The 24115-nt window shown below is 39.7% G+C and carries 23 protein-coding genes; 10 read left to right on the top strand and 13 right to left on the bottom strand.

The window, feature by feature from the left end:
* Window positions 1–120 precede the first annotated feature (120 nt).
* Window positions 121–729: a TetR/AcrR family transcriptional regulator gene (locus tag DI077_RS19645; RefSeq protein WP_167837235.1), complete on the top strand. Its 609-nt coding sequence runs from the start codon at window positions 121–123 to the stop codon at window positions 727–729.
* A gap of 98 nt (window positions 730–827) precedes the next feature.
* Window positions 828–1139, top strand: coding sequence for a pyrimidine/purine nucleoside phosphorylase (gene ppnP, locus DI077_RS19640; protein ID WP_109022514.1), 312 nt, complete (start codon window positions 828–830; stop codon window positions 1137–1139).
* Between the two features lie 8 nt (window positions 1140–1147).
* On the opposite strand, the gene DI077_RS19635 is transcribed toward ppnP, so the two are convergent.
* The 5 genes from DI077_RS19635 to DI077_RS19615 all read right to left on the bottom strand — a co-directional run bounded on the left by DI077_RS19635 (window position 1148) and on the right by DI077_RS19615 (window position 6726).
* The gene (locus tag DI077_RS19635; RefSeq protein WP_109022515.1) at window positions 1148–2017 is read right to left on the bottom strand and encodes an AraC family transcriptional regulator; all 870 of its coding nucleotides are present in this window, start codon (window positions 2015–2017) and stop codon (window positions 1148–1150) included.
* Window positions 2018–2059: 42 nt separating this feature from the next.
* On the bottom strand, window positions 2060–2446 hold the full coding sequence (locus DI077_RS19630; RefSeq protein WP_109022516.1) for a VOC family protein: 387 nt from the start codon (window positions 2444–2446) through the stop codon (window positions 2060–2062).
* Window positions 2447–2620: 174 nt separating this feature from the next.
* Window positions 2621–4411: a hypothetical protein gene (locus DI077_RS19625; protein WP_135354947.1), complete on the bottom strand. Its 1791-nt coding sequence runs from the start codon at window positions 4409–4411 to the stop codon at window positions 2621–2623.
* 228 nt (window positions 4412–4639) lie between these two features.
* Window positions 4640–4885, bottom strand: a complete 246-nt coding sequence (locus DI077_RS19620; protein WP_109022518.1) for a CDGSH iron-sulfur domain-containing protein — start codon at window positions 4883–4885, stop codon at window positions 4640–4642.
* Between the two features lie 53 nt (window positions 4886–4938).
* Window positions 4939–6726, bottom strand: coding sequence for a PAS domain-containing sensor histidine kinase (locus DI077_RS19615; RefSeq protein WP_109022519.1), 1788 nt, complete (start codon window positions 6724–6726; stop codon window positions 4939–4941).
* 298 nt (window positions 6727–7024) lie between these two features.
* Here DI077_RS19615 and DI077_RS19610 point away from each other — a divergent pair, with 298 nt between their 5' ends.
* Genes DI077_RS19610 through DI077_RS19600 form a run of 3 tightly spaced genes read left to right on the top strand, consistent with a single transcriptional unit; the run spans window position 7025 to window position 9664 of the window.
* On the top strand, window positions 7025–7738 hold the full coding sequence (locus DI077_RS19610) for an efflux RND transporter periplasmic adaptor subunit (RefSeq protein ID WP_242935476.1): 714 nt from the start codon (window positions 7025–7027) through the stop codon (window positions 7736–7738).
* Window position 7739: 1 nt separating this feature from the next.
* Window positions 7740–8993: an ABC transporter permease gene (locus tag DI077_RS19605; protein ID WP_109022521.1), complete on the top strand. Its 1254-nt coding sequence runs from the start codon at window positions 7740–7742 to the stop codon at window positions 8991–8993.
* Complete coding sequence (locus DI077_RS19600) at window positions 8990–9664, top strand: ABC transporter ATP-binding protein (RefSeq protein ID WP_242935475.1); 675 nt, start codon at window positions 8990–8992, stop codon at window positions 9662–9664. The genes DI077_RS19605 and DI077_RS19600 overlap by 4 nt, the downstream gene beginning before the upstream one ends.
* On the opposite strand, the gene DI077_RS19595 is transcribed toward DI077_RS19600, so the two are convergent.
* From DI077_RS19595 to DI077_RS19575, 5 genes are all read right to left on the bottom strand, one after another.
* Complete coding sequence (locus tag DI077_RS19595; protein ID WP_109022480.1) at window positions 9661–10434, bottom strand: ceramidase domain-containing protein; 774 nt, start codon at window positions 10432–10434, stop codon at window positions 9661–9663. The two genes, DI077_RS19600 and DI077_RS19595, sit on opposite strands and share 4 nt — an antisense overlap.
* 14 nt (window positions 10435–10448) lie before the next feature.
* Entirely contained in the window at window positions 10449–13016 is a 2568-nt protein-coding gene (locus DI077_RS19590) for a TonB-dependent receptor plug domain-containing protein (RefSeq protein ID WP_109022481.1), read from the bottom strand.
* Between the two features lie 230 nt (window positions 13017–13246).
* Window positions 13247–13849, bottom strand: a complete 603-nt coding sequence (locus tag DI077_RS19585; RefSeq protein ID WP_167837233.1) for an HmuY family protein — start codon at window positions 13847–13849, stop codon at window positions 13247–13249.
* Between the two features lie 19 nt (window positions 13850–13868).
* Window positions 13869–14678 (bottom strand): hypothetical protein, encoded by an 810-nt coding sequence (locus tag DI077_RS19580; RefSeq protein ID WP_135354945.1) that lies wholly within the window; start codon window positions 14676–14678, stop codon window positions 13869–13871.
* Window positions 14679–14839: 161 nt separating this feature from the next.
* Window positions 14840–15571 (bottom strand): hypothetical protein, encoded by a 732-nt coding sequence (locus tag DI077_RS19575; protein WP_109022484.1) that lies wholly within the window; start codon window positions 15569–15571, stop codon window positions 14840–14842.
* Between the two features lie 126 nt (window positions 15572–15697).
* Between DI077_RS19575 and DI077_RS19570 the strand changes: the two genes are divergently transcribed.
* The 5 genes from DI077_RS19570 (at window position 15698) to DI077_RS19550 (ending at window position 20367) form a co-directional block, all read left to right on the top strand.
* Window positions 15698–16570 (top strand): heme/hemin ABC transporter substrate-binding protein, encoded by an 873-nt coding sequence (locus DI077_RS19570; RefSeq protein ID WP_109022485.1) that lies wholly within the window; start codon window positions 15698–15700, stop codon window positions 16568–16570.
* The gene (locus DI077_RS19565; protein ID WP_109022486.1) at window positions 16552–17565 is read left to right on the top strand and encodes a FecCD family ABC transporter permease; all 1014 of its coding nucleotides are present in this window, start codon (window positions 16552–16554) and stop codon (window positions 17563–17565) included. Before DI077_RS19570 ends, DI077_RS19565 begins: the two co-directional genes overlap by 19 nt.
* Window positions 17562–18341: a heme ABC transporter ATP-binding protein gene (locus DI077_RS19560; RefSeq protein WP_109022487.1), complete on the top strand. Its 780-nt coding sequence runs from the start codon at window positions 17562–17564 to the stop codon at window positions 18339–18341. Before DI077_RS19565 ends, DI077_RS19560 begins: the two co-directional genes overlap by 4 nt.
* A gap of 1 nt (window position 18342) precedes the next feature.
* Window positions 18343–19368 (top strand): hemin-degrading factor, encoded by a 1026-nt coding sequence (locus DI077_RS19555; protein ID WP_109022488.1) that lies wholly within the window; start codon window positions 18343–18345, stop codon window positions 19366–19368.
* Between the two features lie 201 nt (window positions 19369–19569).
* Window positions 19570–20367: a TrmH family RNA methyltransferase gene (locus DI077_RS19550; RefSeq protein WP_109022490.1), complete on the top strand. Its 798-nt coding sequence runs from the start codon at window positions 19570–19572 to the stop codon at window positions 20365–20367.
* A gap of 3 nt (window positions 20368–20370) precedes the next feature.
* On the opposite strand, the gene DI077_RS19545 is transcribed toward DI077_RS19550, so the two are convergent.
* From DI077_RS19545 to DI077_RS19535, 3 genes are read right to left on the bottom strand one after another with little or no spacing between them, the layout of a single operon-like run.
* Window positions 20371–21423 carry a serine/threonine protein kinase gene (locus DI077_RS19545; protein WP_109022491.1) on the bottom strand — a complete coding sequence of 351 codons (1053 nt, stop codon included), beginning with the start codon at window positions 21421–21423 and terminating at the stop codon, window positions 20371–20373.
* A 1-nt stretch (window position 21424) separates the two neighbouring features.
* Window positions 21425–22315 carry a diguanylate cyclase DgcR gene (gene dgcR, locus DI077_RS19540; protein WP_109022492.1) on the bottom strand — a complete coding sequence of 297 codons (891 nt, stop codon included), beginning with the start codon at window positions 22313–22315 and terminating at the stop codon, window positions 21425–21427.
* A gap of 12 nt (window positions 22316–22327) precedes the next feature.
* Window positions 22328–24115 carry a hypothetical protein gene (locus tag DI077_RS19535; RefSeq protein ID WP_242935474.1) on the bottom strand — a complete coding sequence of 596 codons (1788 nt, stop codon included), beginning with the start codon at window positions 24113–24115 and terminating at the stop codon, window positions 22328–22330.

The following is a 24115-nucleotide window of genomic DNA, read 5'->3' as shown; positions in this document are numbered from 1 at the left end:
CGTTTCGTAAGTAATCACATAAATCAAACACTTTTTAGACTGTTGGAATTGCTTAAAATATTAGCATTTATTTTGTTTTATACGTTGACCGAAGGGTTATTGTAAACCATGTTTATCGTTATGCCTAGGACTAAAGAGCAAAACGAAGAAATTCGTAAGGAATCCATTAGGATCATTGAGAAAGCGGCACTCAATTTATTTTCTGAGAAAGGATTTGAAGGCGCGTCCATTGCGGATATTGCAAGAAAAACCGGAGTTTCCAAGGCTTTGGTGTTTCGTTATTTCCCGAAAAAAGAAGCTCTTTTGGAATCAATCATCAAACGGGAAAGAGAAGCACTTTCTTCTTTGATCGAATCCGTTCAGTTTATCCAGTCTCCTCGTGAAAGATTCATTAGGTGGGTGGACTTTCTGTTCTCTCATTTGTTTTCCAATTCGAAGGAAATGAAATTATTGTTTTCTTTGTTTTTGCATTGCGAATCCGCAGTCGGATTGAAAAAGATTTTGGCAAAGAATTGGTCCAGTTTGGAATCTCTGGTAATTCAGGAGCAGAAAATCATTAAAGGTTATACCGGAAATGATGATGAGGATGAAGCCTATCTTTTCAGATACTTGGTACAAGGAGTAATTATTGAATATTTGTTAGATGAAGATAGGGAACATTTGACCCGGGGTAAAAAATTGGTTTTAGCTGTATTTGAAAATAAAATACAATCCAGGAAAAACATGTAAGAAATATATTTTTATCAAGGCTTTAAAAAAAGATTTTTCTTTGGAAAAGACCGGGTGAATTGGTTAGTATAACTATTTTTTAAAACGAAAGGAAAACAATGGATCGATTTGAAAATGTCACAATTTTAAAGAAAGCTAACATTTATTATGATGGTAAAGTTACAAGTAGAACGGTAATCTTCCCGTCCGGAGAGAAAAAAACCCTAGGTATTATGATGCCTGGAGATTATGAATTCGGTACGGATGTAAAAGAGATTATGGAGATATTGGCAGGCGATTTGGAAGTGCTTTTGCCGGGATCCAAAGATTGGATTCATTTCCAGGGAGAAGGGGTTTTTGAAGTTCCTGCCAAAGAGAAATTCAAGCTTAAGGTAACGAAAGTAACGGATTATTGTTGTTCATATATTTAATATCATAATTAACTTTTTACGGGAATATAGATATCGGTGATTTTTTTCTTTGATAACCCTCCTATCGGATTCAGATAGATTTCGAAAGGGGGGATATTCCTAATCCTTATTTTCTTTGCCGGGATATATTCTTGTAGTAGGAATTCGTAAATGAAAGGAAGGTTTGTATAGCTTCCTCTATATCTGACTTGCATATACTTTCCGCCTGATACGGTTCGTATTCCTAATTTGTCTTCGGGAGAATGTTCCGTTCCTACCGTGACTCCCAAATCAAAACGAATTTTATTTTCCGGTGAAATGGCGGGGTCATCCAAAGAGATGCCTATCCATTTATGGTCTTTGGGATCACTTCCGATCGAATTTAGAAAATGAAGGATGGATTTTACTTCAATAGAACCGGGAATCGGTCCCGGTAAACTTGAGTAAGGTCCTATATGACGAACGTAAGCAATGCGAAATTCCGGAATTTCCTTCATTCGGAATTCTCTTTCATCGAGTCCTATCGATTGGAAAAGCAATTTTGTTTTGCCTTTATTAGTTTTTGTTTGTTTCGAATCGTTTCTAAATTGTGAAGGGGTTTTTCCCAGAAAACGTTTGAATGCCCTTGTGAAAGCTTCGTTTGATTCGTACCCTGCTTCCATGGCGATTTCCAAGATAGGAAAATCGGATATCTTCAATTCATAAGCGGCTTTTTCTATTCTTAGCCTTTTGATGTAACTTTGTACATTTTCGCCTTGGTGTTTTTTGAAAAAACGATGGAAATGCCAAGGAGAGAAATTGCTAAAAAATGCCAGTTGATTCAATCCAAATTTTACTTCCAGATTGTTTTCGATATACTCCCAAACAGGATATAATTTGTCCTTTGTCTGTTTCGCCATCCAGTGTATTGGATGGCAAGGTTATGGGAATTTCAAGGGAATTTAAGTGCGTAATTGTACTATGTCGATTCCAATTCCGTTAGGATCCAACATGGTAAAATGAATATCTCCCCATTCCTCTTCGATCAATTCCAAGTCGATGGGAGCTTTTTGTTTTTTGCACTCGTCATAAAAATTTTTTACATTTTCAGTTTCAAAGATAAGCCAGACCCCTTGATTTTGGTAAGGTCTTTGAAAGTAATCTTTGCGTAAGTTCTTTTGGTCCGGTAACATAAAAGCCAATTCGAAATCGGGTTTCTTGGAAAGGCACATAAGTATAAACCAATCGGTTTCAAACTTTACTTCCATGCCTAACCACTGACTGTAAAACTTTTTTGATTCTTCTAATTTCTTGGTAATGATTCCTTTTTGAATGCTGATTGGATTCATATTTTCTCCTATGATTTCATTCTATCGGATAATGAAAAAAGAATTGGATCGTTTTTGCTTTTTTTAAATGGATATGTGAAATCGATTACAGTTTCCGCGCTAGTGATCGAAGCGGAAATCCTTCACGGAACGTGAAGATTGGAGCGGAGAGCACGGTCGGGGGAATGAAAGGAGTTATTTATCAGACGGGCATCCGAAGCGCCCAAAAAAAGAATACAAAAGCCCGATGACTCCCAAAAGAGAACCTAACAGGAAATAATTGCTCTTATAGTAAAGTTCGATATTGTTTTCTCCTTTGTTCAGTTCGATTCCGATGAGTCCGTTAACGTTTTTTATAATATGATCGGAGCGTGTCTTCCATTGGTGATTATAGTTTTGATTGATGATGAGAGTGTTTTTTTCGGGAAGATTTGCATGAAAATGTAATTCGCCCGGAGACCAATGAGTTTGTTCGATTTTTCCTTCATTGCTAAGATAATATTCCCCCTTATAATTTTCATCTCCTGCAGCTGGGAGGCTTTTGTTACTTAGTAGATTTTCATAAGAATCTCTTGTCGATTTATTTTGAAAAATTCCAAGTAGTAGGGAAGAGTCCGCTCCATAAGAAGGGAAGGAAGCGTAGGTTTCAAATTTTCCCGATACATCGAGGGTTATGGCAGGATAAATGAATATATCTTTGAAGTTTTTTGCATTTTTCCTGCGGATGTCCGTATATAAAAAGATACAAAGTGAACACATAAAGATGAAAAATAATAGTTTGAAATAATTTGATTTTTTGAAAAGACCCGAAGAGCTCAGCTTCGCAATCAGTCGATTCAAATAGGTTCCGGTTAAAACTGAGAATATAAAAACAAAAACAATCCCCCATCTCGCATAACATCTGGTATTTGAAAATCCGGGAATTTGAGAGAGGATATTTGCAGGGGAGAAGGGATGGAAATTTCCAAACATAAGAGACAAACTCAAAATCAGAAGTATTAGAAAAGGTAGGTCTGTTTTTTTTGTAAAGCCAACCAGAGAGAAAAAAACAATAAAGGGCAAATATCCTATATAATTTCCATATTCCCACCATCTGTATTCCTGATTGGGGATAGGGAAAGCAAGGAAGGGGTGTTGGGATGAGTTGGTAAATATATCGAATACGTTTATGATATTTAAAGATAAAGAGTCCGCTTTATAGAAAGCTCCGTATTGAAAAAAATAATCCATTTCCGGAAGTAAACGATAGCTTGCCAATAATAACGTTAAAGTTAGGAATTTCCAGATATGGAAAGTTATGTTTCTTGTTTCTTTTTGAAAAAGATAGTAAACGGAAAGAAGTGATAAAAACAGATTCAAGTATAAGAAAATATATATATTACCTTCGAATAGTAACATAGCCGCGGAAAAGGAGGACAAAAAACAATAGATGGGTTTTTGTTTTTTGATGAATTGAATCAGAAATGCAATGATAAAGGGAAGTATCGGAGTGGAGAAAAATTGACTATGTCCGGGAAATACATGTTGCGAATGCCAGCCGCAAAACATAAATAATATGGAAGAAAAAAGGGTCGGGATCGTGTGAAGTTTTAGTACATTGTGAAATAGATAAACGCATCCCAAAGTCCCGATCAAGTGATAAAATATGATGGAGAATTTAAGTCCTATGATCGGACCCAAGAAGAAAGAAAATAAATTGGTCGGAGAGAAAAACTTCACCTGAGGATTTTCCAAAACGGGCATGCCTCCACCGTAGTAAGGATTCCAGAAAGGAAATTCTTTAAACTCAAGAATAGGTTTTCTTGTGGACTCGAGATAGAAAAAATGTTGGTCCCAATCAAATCCTCCCAGACTTGTATTCCACCATTCCTCTGAAAAAAGAAAGCTTAAGAACCCGACTGTAAGCCCGATCATTGTACAATACGCTAAATAATTCGAATTGAGAATACGTGAGAGCTTGTTGTATCTTTGTGATTCCGCTTTCATTTTCTTAATTCAGATCGTTACGAAGGTATACTTTTTTAATGTATATGGGCATGCCAAGTAAGATAAGGGTTAATTTTATATCGGAAAACCTATGTTATGATTCGCCGTTTGATGCAATGACCATGGTTTCAAGTAGATTATTTCGTGATGCAATATGCAACTTCCCATAATCAACATTATGTCGCATAACAAAAAGTAGGCGATTAGGTAGAGCTGCATATTTTCTCCTTATAATGAATTATGAGTGCCATCGCAATAAGGTGGATTTTTTGTTTGTTTGCATCCGCAAAGAAATACTTCTTCCGTCATTTGACATTTGAAGATAACAGGCTTCATTCCGGTGTTTTCTCTGGAGTGTGATCCGTCGCAGAAAGGTTGTGTCGAAGATGCACCGCAACTACACCATGCCTTTTTTTCACCTTCCTTCATCGAAATCATATAGGGGCTTTTTTGAGCGATTCTGGGATAAGACATGATCGGCCTCGTTGTTTTAAAGTGTTCTGCAATTATACCCTAGAAAATCTGTTTTAGTTTCTATTTTTAGGTAATGTGAAATAAAATGCCGAACCTCGGCCTTCTTCACTTTCGACCCGAATCCTACCTCCATGTTTGTCTATTAATTCTTTGCATAAAATAAGCCCTAAGCCTGTTCCTCTTTCTCCCTTTGTTCCGGGAAGACTCGCTTGTTTTGCATCCAACCTAAAAAGCTTCGATGCGGTTTTTTCGGACATGCCGATTCCGTTATCTTTGATGCAAATCTCGGTAAACTCATAGAAATTTCTTGCTGAAATCGTCACATTGCCATTTTCTTTTGAATACTTGATTGAGTTGCCTAAAATATTACGAATGATGGTTTGAAGCATTTTTTCATCTGCAAATACCACTTCGTTCGCTAATATTTTGTTTTCCAAAGTGATTTTTTTATTTTCCGCAATTGATGTGAAGACTTGAAGGCATGTGGCAACGGTCGCATATAAAGATTGGAGTTCTGGTTCGAAATTCAATCCGCCCTTTTGTTGTGCTCTAGCCCATGTTAGAAGGTTTTCCAAGAGCGATAGAACATCCTTTGTCGATTCTTCCAAAAGTAATAGCTCTTCTCTTGTTTTTTTGAGAGGTTGAACTTCCAGTTCTTCCAATATTATCTTAATGAATGTATTCATTCCTCCGACCGGACCTTTAAGATCATGGGCAATGATGGATAAAAATTTATCCTTCGTGGAATTTAATTCTTTCAATTCGGATAGATATGTTTGAATTTCCTGTTCCGCTTTTTTTCGTTTATCTATGTTGCGCGATACTCCTAATACTTCAAGCGATCCGTCTTCCGCTTTTCGAATGCTCGTGACCGCTTCCACCCAGATGATTCTACCGTCTTTACAAGGTTGTTGGAATTCATCCAAATAAGACGAAGATACAAATCCCTCGGATTCGAATTTTTCGATTCTCTCTTGTAAAATGGACTTAATTCTTTCTGCCGATTCTTTTGTGAGGCCTATTTCGATAGTTTCTTTGATAGCTTCTTCAACGGTGAATCCTCTTAGCTGGTATACGGAAGGACTTATATATGTGAGCCTTCTTAGATTCAGATTGTACACCCAAATAACATCCGAACTATTTTCAGCGAGCAATCTGTATTTTTTCTCGTCATTGATTTGCTCGTTTACAAACCGATCAATACACATAAGTATAAACCCGAATGTAAGCATAACGGACATTAAGTAGAATAATAAAAATGTAATATCCTGAATTGCACTCTTCCAGAATATACTTTCATCCGGCTTGATATCTCCTGTTAGATAATAAATGGATCTGAAAATCAGAAAAGACCCGAGGATTGAAAAAAGTACTCCGGTATATACATTGCTTTTGCTTCGATGGGCTTTGGTTTTAAATATCTCATAGGCACTACCTAAAAGAGGGACGCATCCAATCAACGATACTAAAGAAACTTTGTAGCTTTGTGGAGAATCATCGATTACGAGCAATAGAAGAGCAATTAATTCGAAAAGTAATATTACAAAGCTTATCTTCCATATTGATTTTTTTCTGAAAAAAACCAATATGATATTATAATAATAGAGAAGTGAAAATGTTAGGAGTAGATTTCCCACAATAAGAGACAGATGATAAGGAAGGATGTTTCGGAGAACCCCGTAGACTAACCATCCGGCACATTGGATTAATGTTGCAAAAGCCCAGTTCCTTACTTCCTTGAGCCGTCCTAGCTGTCCTCTGGAAGCAAAATAAAGTCCTAATCCCGTACAAAACGATCCTATAAGATTGATGATTATGATTGTTTTAGGATCAATATTCATAGACTTTTAATAAGACGTAAAAAACCTATCCGTTCTTCAAAACCTGCGTAGGCTTTGGAAAAAACTTATTTTTCGGATAGTTTTTGGAATTATCGACAGAAACCTATACTATGGCCTTTTAAGTGGGGATTGTTTGCTTTGAAGCCTTAACCTGAGATTGACAAATGTCTTGGTTTTGTAAGGATGATCCTTTGATTAATCACTAGTCAGTTTTATTCAATATAGGAAGGTTTCCCGCATGAGACAGAAGAAAAAATATTTTGCTCTTGGTTTTGGAATAGTTTTAATCCTTTGTTTATTGGGTTATTCATTAATTCCATTTAATAAAAAAACAATTCATATCAATAGAGGTTCGATCGTAGAAGCTGTATATGCTTTAGGTACGGTCAAACCCGGACAAGTTTATTCATTAAAATTTGGAATTGCGGCTTCTGTAAGAGAGCTGTTTATTGAAGAAGGGCAAACTGTGAATCAAGGAGCTCCGCTTCTTAGCAATGATTCCGGCATTATTTTTAAAGCACCTTTTTCCGGAACAATTACCAATTTGAATCTTTCCAAAAACGAGATAGTTATGCCGGGGATTCCTATTTTAGATCTTATTAATATGCAAAAATCCTATATTTCGGTTTCGCTTGACCAGGAATCCGCTCTCAGAGTGAAACCAAAACAAAAGGTTCAATTGAGTTTCGAATCGTTGCGTGGACATGTATATAAGGGTGAAGTGGAGAGGATTTATCCGTCTCACGGCCAATTCTTAGTTAGGATTATAGCACCCGAGTTACCGGAAGGAATTCTGGCAGAGATGACAACTGATGTAGCTATCGAAGTGAGTAAGAAAGAGAATGTCATTCTTGTTCCGCTTATTTCAGTAGATAAAGGTAAGGTAATCAGAATCAGAAATGGCAAACAGGAAAAAATCGAGATTAAGTTGGGAGCCATCAATTCGGAGTTTGGCGAGTTGATTGTCGGTGATCTGTCTGAAGCTGATGAAGTGTTAGCATACAGAAAATAAGATGGTTTTTTTAGCGATTAGACAAATCTTTTCCAGACCACAGCAGACGATTCTGACGATTATCGGGATTATGCTCGGAACAGCAGGATATGTTATGTTTTCCGGAATTATGCTAGGATTCCAAACGGTGATTACGGAACAATTGATCAATTCTGATGGCCAGATCAAAATTTCTCCTAGAGACGAGATCATATCTGAAAAAACATTCGAAGATATTTTTTTTGAAGGTTATCAGGTTCGTTGGCTTTCCCCACCTTCCGGAAGAACCGACAGCTCTCGTCTAACGAATGTTCCTGGGTGGATGGAGAAATTAAGCCTGGACCCGAGAGTGCTTGCTTACACACCGCAACTTACTCGTGAGGTTATTTACTCTCATGGTAAATCTTCTTCTCCCGCGAGAATCATTGGTATTGATCCTCTTCGTCAAGCGAACGTAACAAATTTGGAAGATTATCTGGTTCAAGGTAAGCTAAAGGATTTAAATACGGGAGGCTCGCTCGGAATCATTGGAGACGGAATTCTGACAAAACTGGGTGCAAAAGTAGGAGATACAATCAATGTGATTACCCCTTTGGGGACTTCAAATCCGTTGAGAGTTGTCGGAATATTGAGGACAGGCAACCGGTTGGTAGATGATGTTTCGTCTTATGCATCGATTGCATCTGTCCAAAATATTACCCAGTCCAGTGGCGAAATTTCGCAGATAGTTGTGAAAATTGCGGATATTCGGGAAGCAGCTTCCATTGCAGACGAATGGTCTTTCTATAGTAAAGACAAAGTAGAAAGTTGGGATCAGGCAAATGAGAGTATTTTGTCCGTTTTCAAAACGCAGGATATTGTTAGGAATTCAACTACTTTTACAATCATACTCGTAGTTGCTTTTGGAATATACAATATTTTGAATATGGTTGTGAATCAGAAAAAGAAAGAAGTAGCGATATTAAGATCCATCGGATTTGACGGCCGTGATACGATCATATTATTTTTAATTCAAGGTATCATTCTAGGGACAGTAGGAGCGATTATCGGTCTTGCGTTGGGTGCTTTTGGCTGTTATATGATCGAAGGTATTCCACTCGGTTCATCCAAAGGTGAAATAAAGGCTGTCATTCGAACCATGCAAATTTCATGGAGTGTTTCCATATATATTAAAGCATTTTTAATTGCGATAACAAGTGCAAGTATTGCGAGTTTTATTCCCGCAAGAATGGCTAGCCATCTTTCCCCTGTGGAAATCATTCGAGGTGCGGTATGATCAAAGACGGAATTATTGCGGAAAATATCATTAAATCCTTCGGAACTCCACCCCAACAAATATTGAAAAATATTTCGATCGAAATCGAATTGGGCGAATTCGTTGCTTTGGTCGGAAAATCCGGATCTGGCAAGTCGACATTATTATATATACTTAGCGGATTGGATAATCCTACCTATGGAAAAAATTTTTTAGGAGGCTATGATTTAACCTCAATTGATGATGCTTCCATACATCGACTTCGAAATCAAGCTATCGGATTTGTTTTTCAGTTTCACTATCTTTTGCCGGAATTAAGTGCACTTGAAAATATTACTATGCCGGCTAGAAAACGGAATCTACATAAACAGGCGGAAGAGTATGCACTTCATCTTATGGAAGAATTCTCTCTTTCTCACTGTAAGGATAAATTTCCCAGTCAAATGTCGGGCGGAGAGCAACAAAGGGTAGCGATCGCAAGAGCATTGATTCAAAAACCTAAATTCCTTTTCGCAGACGAACCCACAGGGAACCTAGATACATCCAATGGAGACAAGGTAATTGATATTTTCAGAAAAATCAATAAGGAGGAAGGTACGACCATTATGTTTGTTACACATGACATGGACTATGCGAAAGCAGCAAAAAAGAGAGTTCACCTCCAAGATGGAGAAATTTTAAAAATCGATTAAACTTTTCGTTTTTCTGAAAGATAAAATCGATACAAACAATAACTGGCAGTAGCACCTAAGATATGCCAGGCGGCATGCCCTTGTAGATAGGAATGAGGATTGCAAATGATCTTCTGTAAATCCAGAGCCCAGATCAGAAAGGCAAGTAATTGTACCGCAAGTGCATAGATGATCCATTTCGAATCGGTTTTCGACTGAGTGGATCCGATGATAAATCCGGGAACCAAGGAAGCCAAAAGAATCATTCCGAATAAATAGCGTCTGAGAGAAGGATATGCATACAATAAGTAAGCAAGTATAAGATTGATAATGAAATAACCGGTTAAAAAACTGAAATTGGAAAATGCCCGAGCCCGATGGATATGAAATAATAGAATAAAGACGGCAAGAAAATTCATCCCTGTGACATCAAAGAATTGCCCGATAAAGGATAACGAAGCATGGAAAAATACGCTTCCAAATCCTATCAGAATCAAAGAAAAGCCGAATAAGAAGGAAAATAAAGCGGACCGATTGAATCTACTCTCTCCTTTGGATTTTTGAAAGATATGGACCAGAATCACATAAAATCCCACAAAACAAAAGCTAAGCGATGACCAGGTGTTTGACGGTTGGCGAATGAATGCCTCACTTGTATCTTCACAGAAACAATGGTTTGGCATACAAGATGCCGGTTCCCAATCAGTCCAGGAATAGGTTGACTGATTGAGAAAGAAATAAAGGGAGATCGTAATCAATAGCGAGAGGTTAATCGTAATATAACTTCTCATATGATTGATCTTATTTAGGAACCGGGAGGAGGAGTTTGTGGCTGCTCTTTTGGTGCTGCTGGTTTATCATTCTCCGAGATGGAGAATTTTCCATCCAATCCGAAGTAATAAAATCTTGGTCTTTGCGGATTATAAACCAAATCGTAAGAATCTAAAATATTATCCACACCTATAAACCATTGAAAATGTCCGAAAAATTTTTGAGAAATTCTTAAGTTTAAATTGGTGTGCGGATTTACCATTCTGGAACCGTAAGTAGGGTTCGTCGTACAATAAGATAAGTTTTTTTCCGTACAATAATCCGAAACATAACCCGGAATTGCACCGAGCGCCTTTTGCATGTTTGCTGCTGCTTGTGCTGCGATGGCAGTTTCTATACCGGAAAGTGAATCCGGTAGATCGGGATTACACCAAAAAGGATTTTTCACACAATAATATGCCTGTTTTCCGAAAACCACCGCAAACACGGACAAGGACAAACCTGTTTTCTTTTCTTCGGCGCGAATATTGAAATTCCATCGATGAGGCCCTCTTCCTTCCAAAGGCAAGTTGGTCAATTCATCTCTGGTTTCCGTATATGTATAACCCGTTCCTGCGGAAAGTTGATCTAAAATTCTGAAATTGATTGAGGACTCGATACCTTGCGTACTCGCCTTCTGATAGTTAGATGTTTGAAAGATTTGTAAACCCGACGGATCTCTTACAGGGTTGGTTCTGAATCCGATCAAATTATCCACATCGTTATGGAATAGGTTCGTGCTATACCAGATTCGTTTTGTGATGTCCCATTCCCAACCGAAGTTATAACTGCGGGAAAGTTCAGGTTTTAAATTCGGATTTCCCGCGACTCTGTATCCCACACCGGGGTTAAGAAAGTTGAAATATAAATCTTGAAAACTAGGCGCGCGGTAACCCAATCCGTTGGCAGCACGGAATCTGAATTTGTCGGAAACATCATATCGAATGGCAAGTTTAGGAAGCATTTGCCCGCCGTAGATGGAGTCATTATCATAACGAACTCCAGGAACGATTTGAATTCTAGGTTTGTCCGAAATTCTCCATTCATCTTGGATATAAAATGCATTTCTGAAACGGGCAGCGTTTCCATTCACAGTTTGGCCTTGCATAAAACCGGGAGCAAAGTCATCGATACAGAAATTCGGAAAACTTCTTTTACAATCCGGTGAAATCCGTGCTGAAGAGATTCTATCGTGCAATGTCTCCGCTCCAACGGATGTTACATGTGATTCCGAAAACTTATAATCCATTCTGGAGCGGAACTCTGAAACCGCGTTATCCGTTCTTTGTTGGGAATCCAATTCATCGGATTTGCGTTGATCGGTTGTGTATAAATCCTGAAAACGGGAATAGTTTGCGTTTAGATTGAAATTGACTTTTTGCGTAAGCGCATAATCCATGTTTAGCGCTCCCATGAAATCATGGGTTTTGTTTCTTCTGTCGTAAACGGTTCTCGGTGGAGTTGCGTCTACTGCGGACTGATCCAAATAACGATAATAAAATTGCCCTGTAATCACCAAGTCATCGGTCGCGCGGTAAACTGTTTTATTGGAAAGGTTCATATCATTGAACGCGCTTCCTGAAGTGGATTCCAAAGGAGGAGTATAACCGGGAACTCTAGTTGCTAAAAAATATGCCGTAGTCGATGCTGTACCGTAAGGATAAGGATTGTATCCGGATGCATTGGAAGCGGTTCTACCGTTTCTTGGTCCTTGTGTTGCGTCTTTGGTAAGATCATAACCTTCCCCTTTATGCCATCCTACCGTAAAGATTGTTGAAATCTTTTCCTGTTTCACGCCTACGGACGCATAATTTCTGAACTCCATATAAGGGCCGTAATACTGTGGACTCCCGGTTCCTCCTTGAGTTCTGAATTCGGCGTAGAGAGGTTCTTTGGCTTCTTTCGTAATGATATTGATAACGCCTGCGATAGCGTCTGACCCGTATAATGCGGAAGATGCGCCTTTTACAATCTCTATCCTTTCGATATCTTCCGCTTTAAATCTTGTCAAGTCGATGGAACCGCTAAAACGACCGGTAGTTCTTTGCCCGTCGACCAGAATGAGTACGCTTTGGGACGAAAGACCTTGTAGTTGAACCGTTTGACCGCGTTCACCAGCCGCGGCCGGTTTTACTTGAATCCCGGGAACATTTCCCAATGTTTGGGAAAGATCTCTTGCTCCCATATCATCTATGTCTTTTCGGGTGATGACTTCCGTGGTAATCGTGGAATCTTTTAATAGATTTCTTCGTCTAGTGCCTGTTACAGTGATAATGCTGTTTCTATCCGTTTGATTGTTATCAGCGGGCTGAACTCCCGAATCCCCGTGTTTGCCTGCGGTTTCCTCTGGTTGTTTTCCGGATTCGGTATTGGTAACCGGTGGCGTGGGAGTAGTTTTATTTTCCGTCTGGGTCTGAGTTTGCGTTTCAGGAGTAGTGATGGGAGCTGGGTCTTTTTCCTTTCTTGGCTTGGTTCTTTGAGAAAATAAGTCCTTTTGGGAGAAACAAAGAATCAGAATGATTAGAAAAATAGAGAAATTTTGGCCAAAGATATTTCTGTTCATGTTTAGAATACACTGGAAGTGAGTGGCCAGTGTTTGTTTACCAAGGATTTAATCTGGATGTTCTTTGTCAATGTCCAATTGAGTCTTAGTCTCAAGTTGAACTGACATAACTTGCGAGCAAATGAATCTTGAAAAGAAAGGATGTTTCGTGTTTGTGAAGGCGGAATTTTTCGTCGTTCCCGCTAACATCCCTTTGTTGGGGATATTAGCGGAAATATCAAAGCAGGTGATTATAGTTTTTGAAAGCGAAACTTCGGATACCCGGAAGTTCCTGCAGAACTATAATAATCCAACATTTGGAATTTAAAATAACTGGTTCCATCGGAACCACGAATCAGATACACTTTCTTTTTGCTGGAAAGTATATGAGTGTTTCCATCGTAAGAATACCAAAGAAACATACTCGGACTTGCATTTTCATTCGCACTTCCGAAACCACCGTCTCCTGTCTGTGACTGAAGAGAATCTACAGCGATTGTACAAGAGGATGAAGAAATGGTAGGATCATCGTAATTGGTTGTTGATGTTTCGCAAGAACCCCCGCTTTTGGTTCCACTCGTTCCGCTATTCGTTGCAACCACAAATCTTTTGAATCGAACATCCCAAGCATCCGAATTTGTAACCGTTACGCTGGGATCCACCGATTTTAAATTCACATGTGCCCAGTCAGATGAAGATGTGGCATTGATCGTGATTCCCGGTATGGATTTGGATACATCGCTTACTAATAATAGTAATGCGGCAGCAGATCCATCGTCTGCGGCTTTTTCTTTCGGACAGTTGATTGCAAACAATCCGAAAAAAACGATCGGTATTATGTTTAAAAATTTCATTTTATACTTCATCCTAATATCAAGGGAGAACGGAATCGGAAGAAGTTACTATTTTTGTGAATGTAACCCCTGAATTGGAGCTGATCCCGAAATAAGAATTTTGCGTAGCAAGTGCGGAAGTAGAAGATCCCCATGATGACTCTGTTACTACAGCGGTTCCCAAAGTGAGATTTGTTTTTGTTTTGCAAACAGCTCCGTTTTGTCCAGTCACCCAAACAGTGAAACGGGGAGGAGTACTGGTAGTCAGGTCAAAGCAAACATCAATTGCCGATGAAAAAAAATCGATTAAGCTTGTTCCTGCAGGTGTTGCAGTCGTCGTATTTCCATTGCTAGTTAGATTTTTAACAGAGCTTCCGAAGGTAGCATAGGAAAAACCGGGAACAGGAGAGGTGCTACCACTTCCAGAGTAAAAATCGAAAGAGAATTGCCCTGTTGCCAAAGTGCTTGTCCCTGACGAGTTATTCGAAGGTGCAGCAGTGTAATTTGCGGGAAACCCTGCATAAATAGATAAAGCCAAATGAGAAAGGGAAACTTTCAAACCTTCAATTCGATAGTGTTTGATAATCCCGGAAGCAGGTTTGCAAATGGGGAAAGAAGCTTTTGTAAACTTGGACAAAGTAGAATCTACCGTTCCATCTACGTTGGTAGTACAAGCAGTTGTTAAAGTAGTAGCTCCGTTTGCTGCAAGAAGTGCAATAATGGCAGGCATATTGTCGTCCTCTTCTGCTTTTTTACATTGAGCTAAAAAACCAATTGCGAGAAGAGCGAAAGCTATGGATAAATTTTTCTTCGATACTAGGGAAGATGGATTTCGTTTTGCAGGTTTCATGGGTGGAATCTCCAGAAATAAATTGAATGCAGCCTCAAAAATGAGACTCAATCTCATAAAAAAATGAGAGGGTTTTTAAGCAAGAAAAAATTGAGATTAGTTTTTTCAAACCTCCTGTAGCCTCGTATTTTCAAAGCTACAGGAAGAGATAAGAAAGTATATTAATCTTGTACCGCGAGTACAGTGGAAGCTGTAACTTTTGTAAATTTAGCTGTTCCGCTGTTTCCACCATCTTTGAAAGAGATGAATGCAGTTCGGCTATCTAACTTCACTGTGCTATTCCAATCTTTTTTATTCATTACTGAATTCGCAGCAGTTAGAGAAGTTTTAACAGAGCAATCTGCCCCATTCAAACCAGTTGCCCATAATGTAATTCTGGAAGGTGCTGCGTCATTTACATCAAAACAAATAGTAGATGCGGCAGTCTTAGTCACTGTATTTGAAAGTCCTGTGATATTATATCTAGTTCCAGAAGCTGCGTTGTTGGGTGAATACTGAACTGCGTAGATTGGAGCTGGAGTAGCGAAAGAAGGATAAAGATACAAACGAGCAATGTTTGCCGTAGCGCTTAAAGAAGAGGCAGTAACTGTAGCAGCAGTATCAGTTGCTAAGTTCCCAACGCTAAAATAAAAAACATGCCCACTTGCTTCCAATCCTTCCACAACGAAATGTTTTGCGGAACCAGCACTTGGGGTACAAACTGCTGTTGTAGAAGGTGATCCAAGATCAGAAACAGAAACTCCTGGTGTTTCACATTTAGTAGGGTCAGTCGCAGTTGCTGCATAAAGAAGTGCTAATACTCCGGTATTATCATCTTCCTCTTTTTTTTTGCAAGAGGATAGTGCGAGTCCTAGGATGAGAGCGATTGCTCCGATTTTTTTGAGATTGTTCATTTGGTCTCCAAAGTAATTGAGTCTAAATCTCATTTGAAAATGGGGCCTATTTCTGTCAAACATATTAACCGAGACTCATTCTCATTATAATTTGACAAAAGCCCCCTTCCCGCGGAAACAGTAAGTATGTTTATTTCTCAAATACTCTTTTCCGGGGTAAGAAGATTCAAAAACTTACTCCCTGTCCTGTTGCTATCAGTACTGTCTTTTTCCTTACATGCCCAAGACAAAACGAGAATCGTTTCTTTGAACGGAACTGTTACCGAAATCCTTTTCGGATTAGGGGTTCAATCTGATATCGTAGGCGTTGATACCAGTTCTTATTATCCGAAAGAAGCCATGTCGATTGCCAAAATCGGCTATCAGCGAACGCTTGCTACGGAAGGCATTCTCTCTTTAAATCCCACAAAGATCATCGGAACCAATTATGCCGGTCCTCCTGCAACCATCGAACAATTGAAACTGCTGAATATTCCTATGTTGATCGTTCCGGAAAAACTTACCATTGAAGGAGCTTCCGAGAAAATCGAATTGATCGGTAAATTTCTTTCCAAAGAAAAAGAAGCGGATGTGATGATTGCAAAATTGAAAAAACAAGTGGCAGGATTGAAAATCACCCGCCCCAAAAAACCCGTAAAGGTTTTGTTTCTTTATTCCCGCAGTGCTACCAATGTGTATGTTTCCGGTACGGGAACACCTGCCGACGCCATCATCAAACTTTCCGGTGCGGAAAATGCAATCACCGAGTTTGCTGAATTCAAACCTCTCACATCGGAAGCGATTGTAAAAGCACAACCGGATATTATTTTGATCCCAAGTATCTCCTTGGAAGGATTAGGTGGAGAAAAAGGTCTTTGGGAATTGCCAGGCATTCAATTGACTACTGCCGGAAAAAAGAAAAACTATCTTGCTATGGATGATCTGCTCTTACTTGGGTTTGGTCCGCGGATTGGAACTGCCTTAGAGGAGCTTTCAAATAAATGGAAATCTCTCAAATAGGGAGAAGAAGAGTATACTTCCTTTCATTCACAATCGTTCTTTCCGTCGTCACGATTTTATTTGTTTCGAATTGGGGGGCGTTTACCGTTAGTTTGACGGATGCTTTTTTCGGTGAAAAAGGTAGTTTGGCAAAAGAAGTATTCTGGAATCTCCGTTTTCCTCGTGTTATACTTGCTACTTTGCTCGGCGGTACTTTGGCTTGGTCGGGCGCATTGGCTCAAGGTTTATTCCGAAATCCGATCGTTGATCCCGGGTTAGTCGGGATTACCGCAGGCTCCGCCTTTTTTGCATCGGTAGGAATTGTGCTCGGTACTAATATCCCGGATTTCCCTCCTGTTTGGGGAGTGATCATTCTTTCTTTTATCGGAGGAATTACTACCGGGTTTTTGGTATATCTATTGGCGAGGGTCCATGGAAAGACGGAGATCAATACGCTTTTGTTAACCGGAATTGCCATCAATGCACTTTGTTTTGCGGGTATCGGAATTTTAAGTTATATTGCCAATGATGCGCAGCTACGGAATCTTTCACTCTGGAATATGGGTAGTTTGGGCGGTGCAAGTTGGACTACCCTACTCCGGCTTGGTCCGATACTGCTGATTCCTTTGATTGCGAGTCCTTTTCTTGCCGGTCCCATGAACGTATTCGCTTTGGGAGAAAGAGAAGCGATGCATTTGGGAATCTCCGTGGAAGTTTTAAAATCGGTTTTGGTTCTACTGATCGGAGTGAGTGTCGGGGCATGTGTATCTCTTTCCGGAAATATAAGTTTTGTTGGACTTGCCATTCCTCATATCGTTAGGTTGATCATCGGACAGGATTATAAATATTTGCTTTACTCTTCCTTTTTTCTGGGAGGTGCATTGCTGACTATCGGGGACGGCTTTTGCCGAACCGTAATCGCTCCTGCCGAAATTCCCGTCGGAATTATCACTGCATTTATCGGAGCACCGGTTTTTTTATTCTTATTGAATCAAAGGAAAAGGAGATTAGCATGAGTTTGGTGGCAAAACAAGTGAGTTTCTCCGTTGGTTCCCACCAGCTTCTATCGGACATATCATTGACTATTCATCCTGGCGAAGTTCATGTTTTGATGGGAAAAAACGGTGCGGGCAAATCGACTTTATTCAAATTATTATGCGGAGATATTCCTCCTACAAACGGTGAGATTTTTTTAAACGACAAGTCGATCGAAGTTTGGAAAAAAAAAGACTTAGCAAAATTCCGTTCCGTTCTCACGCAGGATTTCGAACTTCAATTTCCCTTTTCCACCAGGGAAATAGTTGCATTGGGAAGATCTCCTCATAAATCCACAAACTCGGAAAATGAACAAATCATAGACGAATCCATGTCGATCACGAATACGCTTCATGTTGCTAATCGTAGTTATTCGACCTTATCGGGGGGAGAAAAACAAAGGGCGCAATACTCTCGGGTTCTCTCCCAGGTTTGGGGGGACCCTCCTAAATTTTTGCTTTTGGACGAACCGACTTCCAGTATGGATTTGCCCAACCAAATGAAATTATTACAAGTCACCCGTCATATGGCGGATCAAGGCTATGGGATTTTACTGATCTTACACGATATCAATACCGCTTACCAATTTGCAGACAAAATTTCTCTTTTACGGGACGGAAAATTGGTTGTTACGGGTGGGGCGGCCGAGGTATTAACAGAAGAGAATATCAAACGGATTTTCGACGTCGAAATGTTTGTATTAAAGACTCCGAAGGGAAACATCATCATTCCGAAATTAATCAAGAAGGACAAATAAAATGAGCACAGCATTATTAGAATCATGGGAAAAGTTGAAAACAGAAACGCCTAATTTGCGGATCCGCGAAGCGGGAAAAATTTTAGGAGTGAGCGAAGCTGAGCTTCTTGCAACTAAATTGGGAAAAGGGGTAAGTCTTCTCAAAAAAGATTGGGCCGGTTTTTTGGCTGCGACACCAAAACTCGGTTATGTGATGGCCCTTACGAGAAACGAGCCTTGCGTTCATGAAAGAAAGGGGGAATACAAAGATATTTCCGTCAATGGAATGATGGGGCTTGTTGTGGGAGAAGATATCGATTTAAGGATCTTTCTCAGCCAATGGAAGTTTGGTTTTTATTCTGAAGAAAACAAAGGAGATTCTGTTCTTAAGAGTTTTCAATTTTTTGATAAATACGGTGAAGCAATTCATAAGATATATACAACGGACAAGTCGAATTTGGAAGGTTGGGCCGAAGTAAAAGAAGAGTTCGCAGTTGCGGATTTGACACTTCCCGAAACGATCGAGAAAAAACAGCCGGCAGCACCACAGCCCCCTGTTTCTATTTCCGTTCCTGATTTTCTTAACGACTGGGCTGCATTACAAGACACACACGATTTTTTTCCTTTGCTTCGTAAGTACAATGTGTCTAGAAAAACCGCCTTGGAAGTCGCTCAAGGTAAGTTCACTAAAAAAGTTGATAATGATGTATTTCAAAAGTTATTAACCGAATGCCGTGACCAAGGACAAGAGATCATGATCTTTGTCGGAAATGACGGAATGATTCAAATCCATACGGGACCGGTTTCCAAGTTGGAAGTGATGGGACCTTGGTTTAACGTTTTGGATCCTATTTTCAATTTGCACTTACGGGCTGATTTGATTTTGGAAACTTGGGTTGTCGAAAAGCCGACTAAGGATGGTTATGTGACCTCACTTGAGCTTTTCGGAGAAAACGAACTCTTGATTCTACAATTGTTTGGTAAGCGTAAACCAGGAATCCCTCAGTCGGAGACCTGGGCAAACCTAGCTCGAAATTACATGAAATAAGAATTTCATTTTTGTCGGAGGCGGGCAAAGCTTCCGACAAACGACAAAAAGGCGAACTTTTCGGAAGAAATTTTTCTAAGATTGATGTTTCGGATGGAAAGATTTTCTGTTTTGTGGTAGGGATTTTGGGGGAGGCCCACGAGCCACTCCCCTCCACCCGATTCAGGGTGGGGGCTTTGGTACTCTATCGTATGTGACATAATGATTTTAATCCAAGATCCATCCGATTCTCGCGTTTCCCCCTACTCTCTTCTTAAATCCAAAGAAGAAACTTCCGATTGTTTTATTGCTGATAATGAAAAGACCGTGGTTCGACTTTTGGAATCAGATCTGGAAGTAGTAAGTATCTTTGCCACCGAAAGATTCATACAGAAACATCAATTCCTGATCCAAAAAAAAGAAATAGAGCCGACTAACGTATTTTATGCGGAAAAAAAGATATTTGAAAAGACGATAGGATTTTCCGTTCACCAAGGGATCATGGCTCTCGGAAGAAAGCCGCTACCTGTTTCACAAAAAGATCTGAAATTTCCCATCGTCGTATGCAATAATATCTCCGATGCTGAAAATTTCGGTTCTATCATTCGTACTTCGGCCGCTTTTGGAATCAAATCCATTATCTACGATAAACAATCCTGTTCTCCTTATCTACGTAGATCCGTAAGAGTTTCCATGGGAAACGGTTTCCCTCTTCATTTTTTCCAACCGGATTCCCTTTATGACCTTATACAAGAATACCGACAGGAAAACATACCTGTCATAGGGCTCGCTTTACCTGATAAAGCAAATAACATAAGTCAGTTGGAGTCGGAGATATTTACATTCCGATTCCCAGAGAAATATCTGTTAGTTCTTGGAAATGAGGCGGAAGGGATCGATTTCAAACTGAAAAATATTTGCGATCATCTGATTTACATTCCAATGAAGGATGGAGTCGATTCTTTGAATGTCTCCCATTCCCTTGCAGTTGCATTGGCATTCAGCCGTTTGGTGCTATAAATTTTAGTTTTCCCAATCCCAAAAAAAATCTTTATTGGAAAGTTCTTCTTCTTTTTCCGAAGTCTTTGCAATCGGCGACTCTTCTTCACTCTCTCTTTGAAATCCTTTTGCCATCGATTCCAAGTCCATGGTTTCTTTAGACCAGTATTCATCCGTTCCGAAATGAGGAAATAGGTTTTGAAATGACGGGTCTTCCCATCTTTTTGCAATCCAAGAAGCATAATAAACATATCGAATCGCACGAAGAGGCTCGATCAAGTCCAACCAACCTAATGAAAATTCGCTGAACTCACGATACCCTTCAAAGAAAAGTTCCCTCTCACTTTCCGATCGCCTCTCGCCAAACGGTAGTAACATCCAAAAATCCTGCACAACAGGACCCTCTAAAAAATCATCAAAGTCCAGAATGGAAAATCCTTCTTCCGATCGGATCAAATTTCCTTTATGGCAATCCCCGTGAATTCGATGAAACGGAATCTGTTTCGTTTTCAAAACGGTTTCAAATCGATCAAATGCAAAATAAGCTGCCTTTTTGTAACGATCCGTTAGATGGGCATTTGAAATCCATCCTCCGGCAAGAATCAAATCCAATGCTTTTTCTGCATAATCAGGAACAGTCAAGAAGGAACGATATTTTGTTTTCTTCGATTTGCCGACAAGATGCAATCGGCCTATTAATCTTCCTAATTGAGGTAAGTCCGATTCGGATAATTCTTCGATGATTCTTCCCGTTCGTAATGGCCAAATAGCAAATGTTAATCCCTGTGATTCGTGCAAAGAATTTCCCTGACGGTCCAAGATGGGAGCAAGAACCGGAATATCCGCTTCTTTCAATTCGTATAAAAAATCATGTTCTTCCTGGATCTGTAATTTTGTCCATCGATTCGGGCGATAGAATTTTACAATAATCCTTTCACCTCCTTCGATTTCAATATCGAACACTCTGTTCTCTACGCTGTTTAAAGCAACACAACGACCTGTAGGAATATAGCCGATGCTTTCAACGGAGGAAAGAATTAAATCCGGGTTTAAACTAAGAAAGGAGGCATCATGCATATTAGGATTCTATAATCCTATTTCTTCCCTGGTGTTTTGCATCATATAAATTTTTATCTGCAATTTTTAGTAAATCAAATGGAGAGGTGACGGAACTCAAATCTCCACCTGCCACTCCGCCGCTAAAACTGATTTGAAACGTTTTGCCCGTCTCGTCCTGAATGGCATGAGTGGAAATATGGTCTCTCACTTTATCCAAAGCATATTTAGATTCGAGAAGACCGGTTTCCGGCAAGACAATTACAAACTCCTCCCCGCCGTATCTTGATAAGATGTCGGATTTACGAAGTTTTGTTTTTAATTCGGTAGCCAAAGTTTTTAAAACCAGATCTCCCACATCGTGACCGTATGTATCATTTACTTTTTTAAAATAGTCTATATCTATCATAGCGACCGACATAGGATGATTATGCCTTTTGCATCTTTGAAATTCCTGGTCTATCCTTTCGTCCATATAACGTCTATTATAGAGACCGGTTAATGCATCTTTAATGGCGGTGTCACGCAACAAGTCCTGGAGGGTTTTGATCCTTAACGCACTATAAATACGAGCCAATAATTCTATTTCTTCCGCCGGCTTTCGGATAAAATCTGTTGCTCCGGCTTCAATCGCTTCCTTCATCTTTTCAGGTTCCGTATGGCTTGTTACCATGATGATAGGCAACCAACCCGTAGGAGAAGAGGATAATATTTCATTGATAAGATCTATTCCGGTTCCATCCGGAAGTTCCCAGTCCAAAAGCACGATTTCTATATCTTCTTTAGAAATAATCTCACGTGCTTCTTTTGCATTATTTGCAGAGATCGGAATATAGCTATGTTTGGTTAGCCAGCGAATCAATATCTGTCTTTGTAACATTGAATCTTCGACAATTAGTATTTTATTGTTCATTATTTCGCCTTATTACTTTTTTTTCTTAGGCTCGAATATTTTATCGGCCTCATCTTTCTCTAGAGGAACTTTTACAATCACGTTCCCTTCTTTCTTTGCTTGATCCAAATCAACAACAGCACCAACCAAAAGCCCGTTAGCTTTATTGGTTACGTCTTTTACTCCATATACAATCCATTTTCCACCTTCCATAGACAACACAAGATAAGAACAATCCGAAACTGCAAGGATGGAATGTGCGGATAGTTGGGCAGTCATTTCGTAGCTCATCACAACCCCACTACCCAAAGCGACTCCTGTAGGAACACCGACTGCTTTTGTTACCTGATATATTCCGTAACTTCCTCCGACTCCTAAAGAAGCTATCGTTCCGGTAGTTCCGGTTGCAATTGCCGCAGTCTTGGTCGTTGCAAAAGTAGCGGTCTGCACAGCAAAAGAAGAAGTTGTCACTACTCCTCCTGCCGTAACTCCCCCCACAGCAACACCTCCGCCAACTAATGCTTGCGATGCAGAGACTCCCATAAGCGAGGCCGGAGCCAGAATGTATTTCCCGGATTTTTCCGTTACTATGGCCGCTCCTTTCAATGAATAACCGGAGGATTTTTTTATAAGTCTAGCCGATGTCTGCCCTCCCGCCTTTAAAGAATGGTAAGATTCATAAGTTACGAATTCGGTACTTCCCAAAAGAGCACCTAATGCGAGTTTTAAATTTGGAGCGACTATGTATACGATCCCTTTTCCGGCAATTGTAAACGTTTCCGCAAGAAAGTAAACTCCCGTGCCGGCAGTTACGGTTGCAACTGTTGCGGGATAAACTACTCCGTTTATCCCGATATATCCTATCGATAAAACGCCAATTTTGCCGACAGGCTCTATGATTCCATCGTAAAACAACGCTTTTGTGGTTTTGGCAAAAGCCTTCAATAAAGAAAATGAAAACCCTTCGCCGTCAGCGATGGATTCGATGTCCTTGGATGCGTCACGGAGTCCTTCTTTTGTATCCTTCCCGTAACTGAAAACGGTCTCCGTCCAGGCTTTTTTCACTTGTTTCGAAACTTTGGAACGAACCTCATTCACATCGCTAAAAGCGGATTTCCAACCTCCTCCGCTAACTTCGGTAAAAGACTCATCCCAGGCCGATTTGAAAGAATCGTCTATGTCCACATAACCTTGTACAAACGAGGAGAAGGTTCCCTTGAAAGTATTTTTATATCCTGTCATCCTTTTTGAAATATCGGAATTTTTTTCCACAGGAGTGCTATCTTCCTTTAATATTTCATCCGCCCACTCGTCCCATTCTTTCCTAAGCGTTGTGGATTCTTTTATGATATCATCATGAGCTTGTTTGCCTTTTTGCCAAGAGTTCCCCGTGATTCCCTTTGACTTTGCAACCGACTCTTCCATAATATAAATTCCGGGCTGGGTCAATTCCTTTTGAATCAGTTGGATCGTTTCATTACCTTTATCATCAATGTCATTTGCCAAGGATATACTGAACTTCGTTCCGTCCTTAATGATAACAACGGACTCGGCAGCTCTTTTCCACGACTTGGAAAATTCTTCTTTGGCGAAACCTACTCTTCTTCCCAGAATAAATATTTCCGCTTCTTCTCCGGGAGGAATAAATTTTATACTAGTTCCTTTTACGGGAAGTGCTCCTTGCATAAAGAGAGAGCTATGTCCTTCTTTGATTAATTTTTTGGAATTTTTAAGAGGATCGTCCGGATCTTTTTCAGTCGACTTACAAGTACAAAGACAAAGAAGGGAAATTGCGGAAAAATATTTGAATAATTGCATCAT

Source organism: Leptospira kobayashii, assembly GCF_003114835.2.
GTDB lineage: Bacteria > Spirochaetota > Leptospiria > Leptospirales > Leptospiraceae > Leptospira_A > Leptospira_A kobayashii.
Note: the sequence above shows the minus strand (reverse complement) of the source record. Positions and strands in the feature narration are given on the sequence as shown.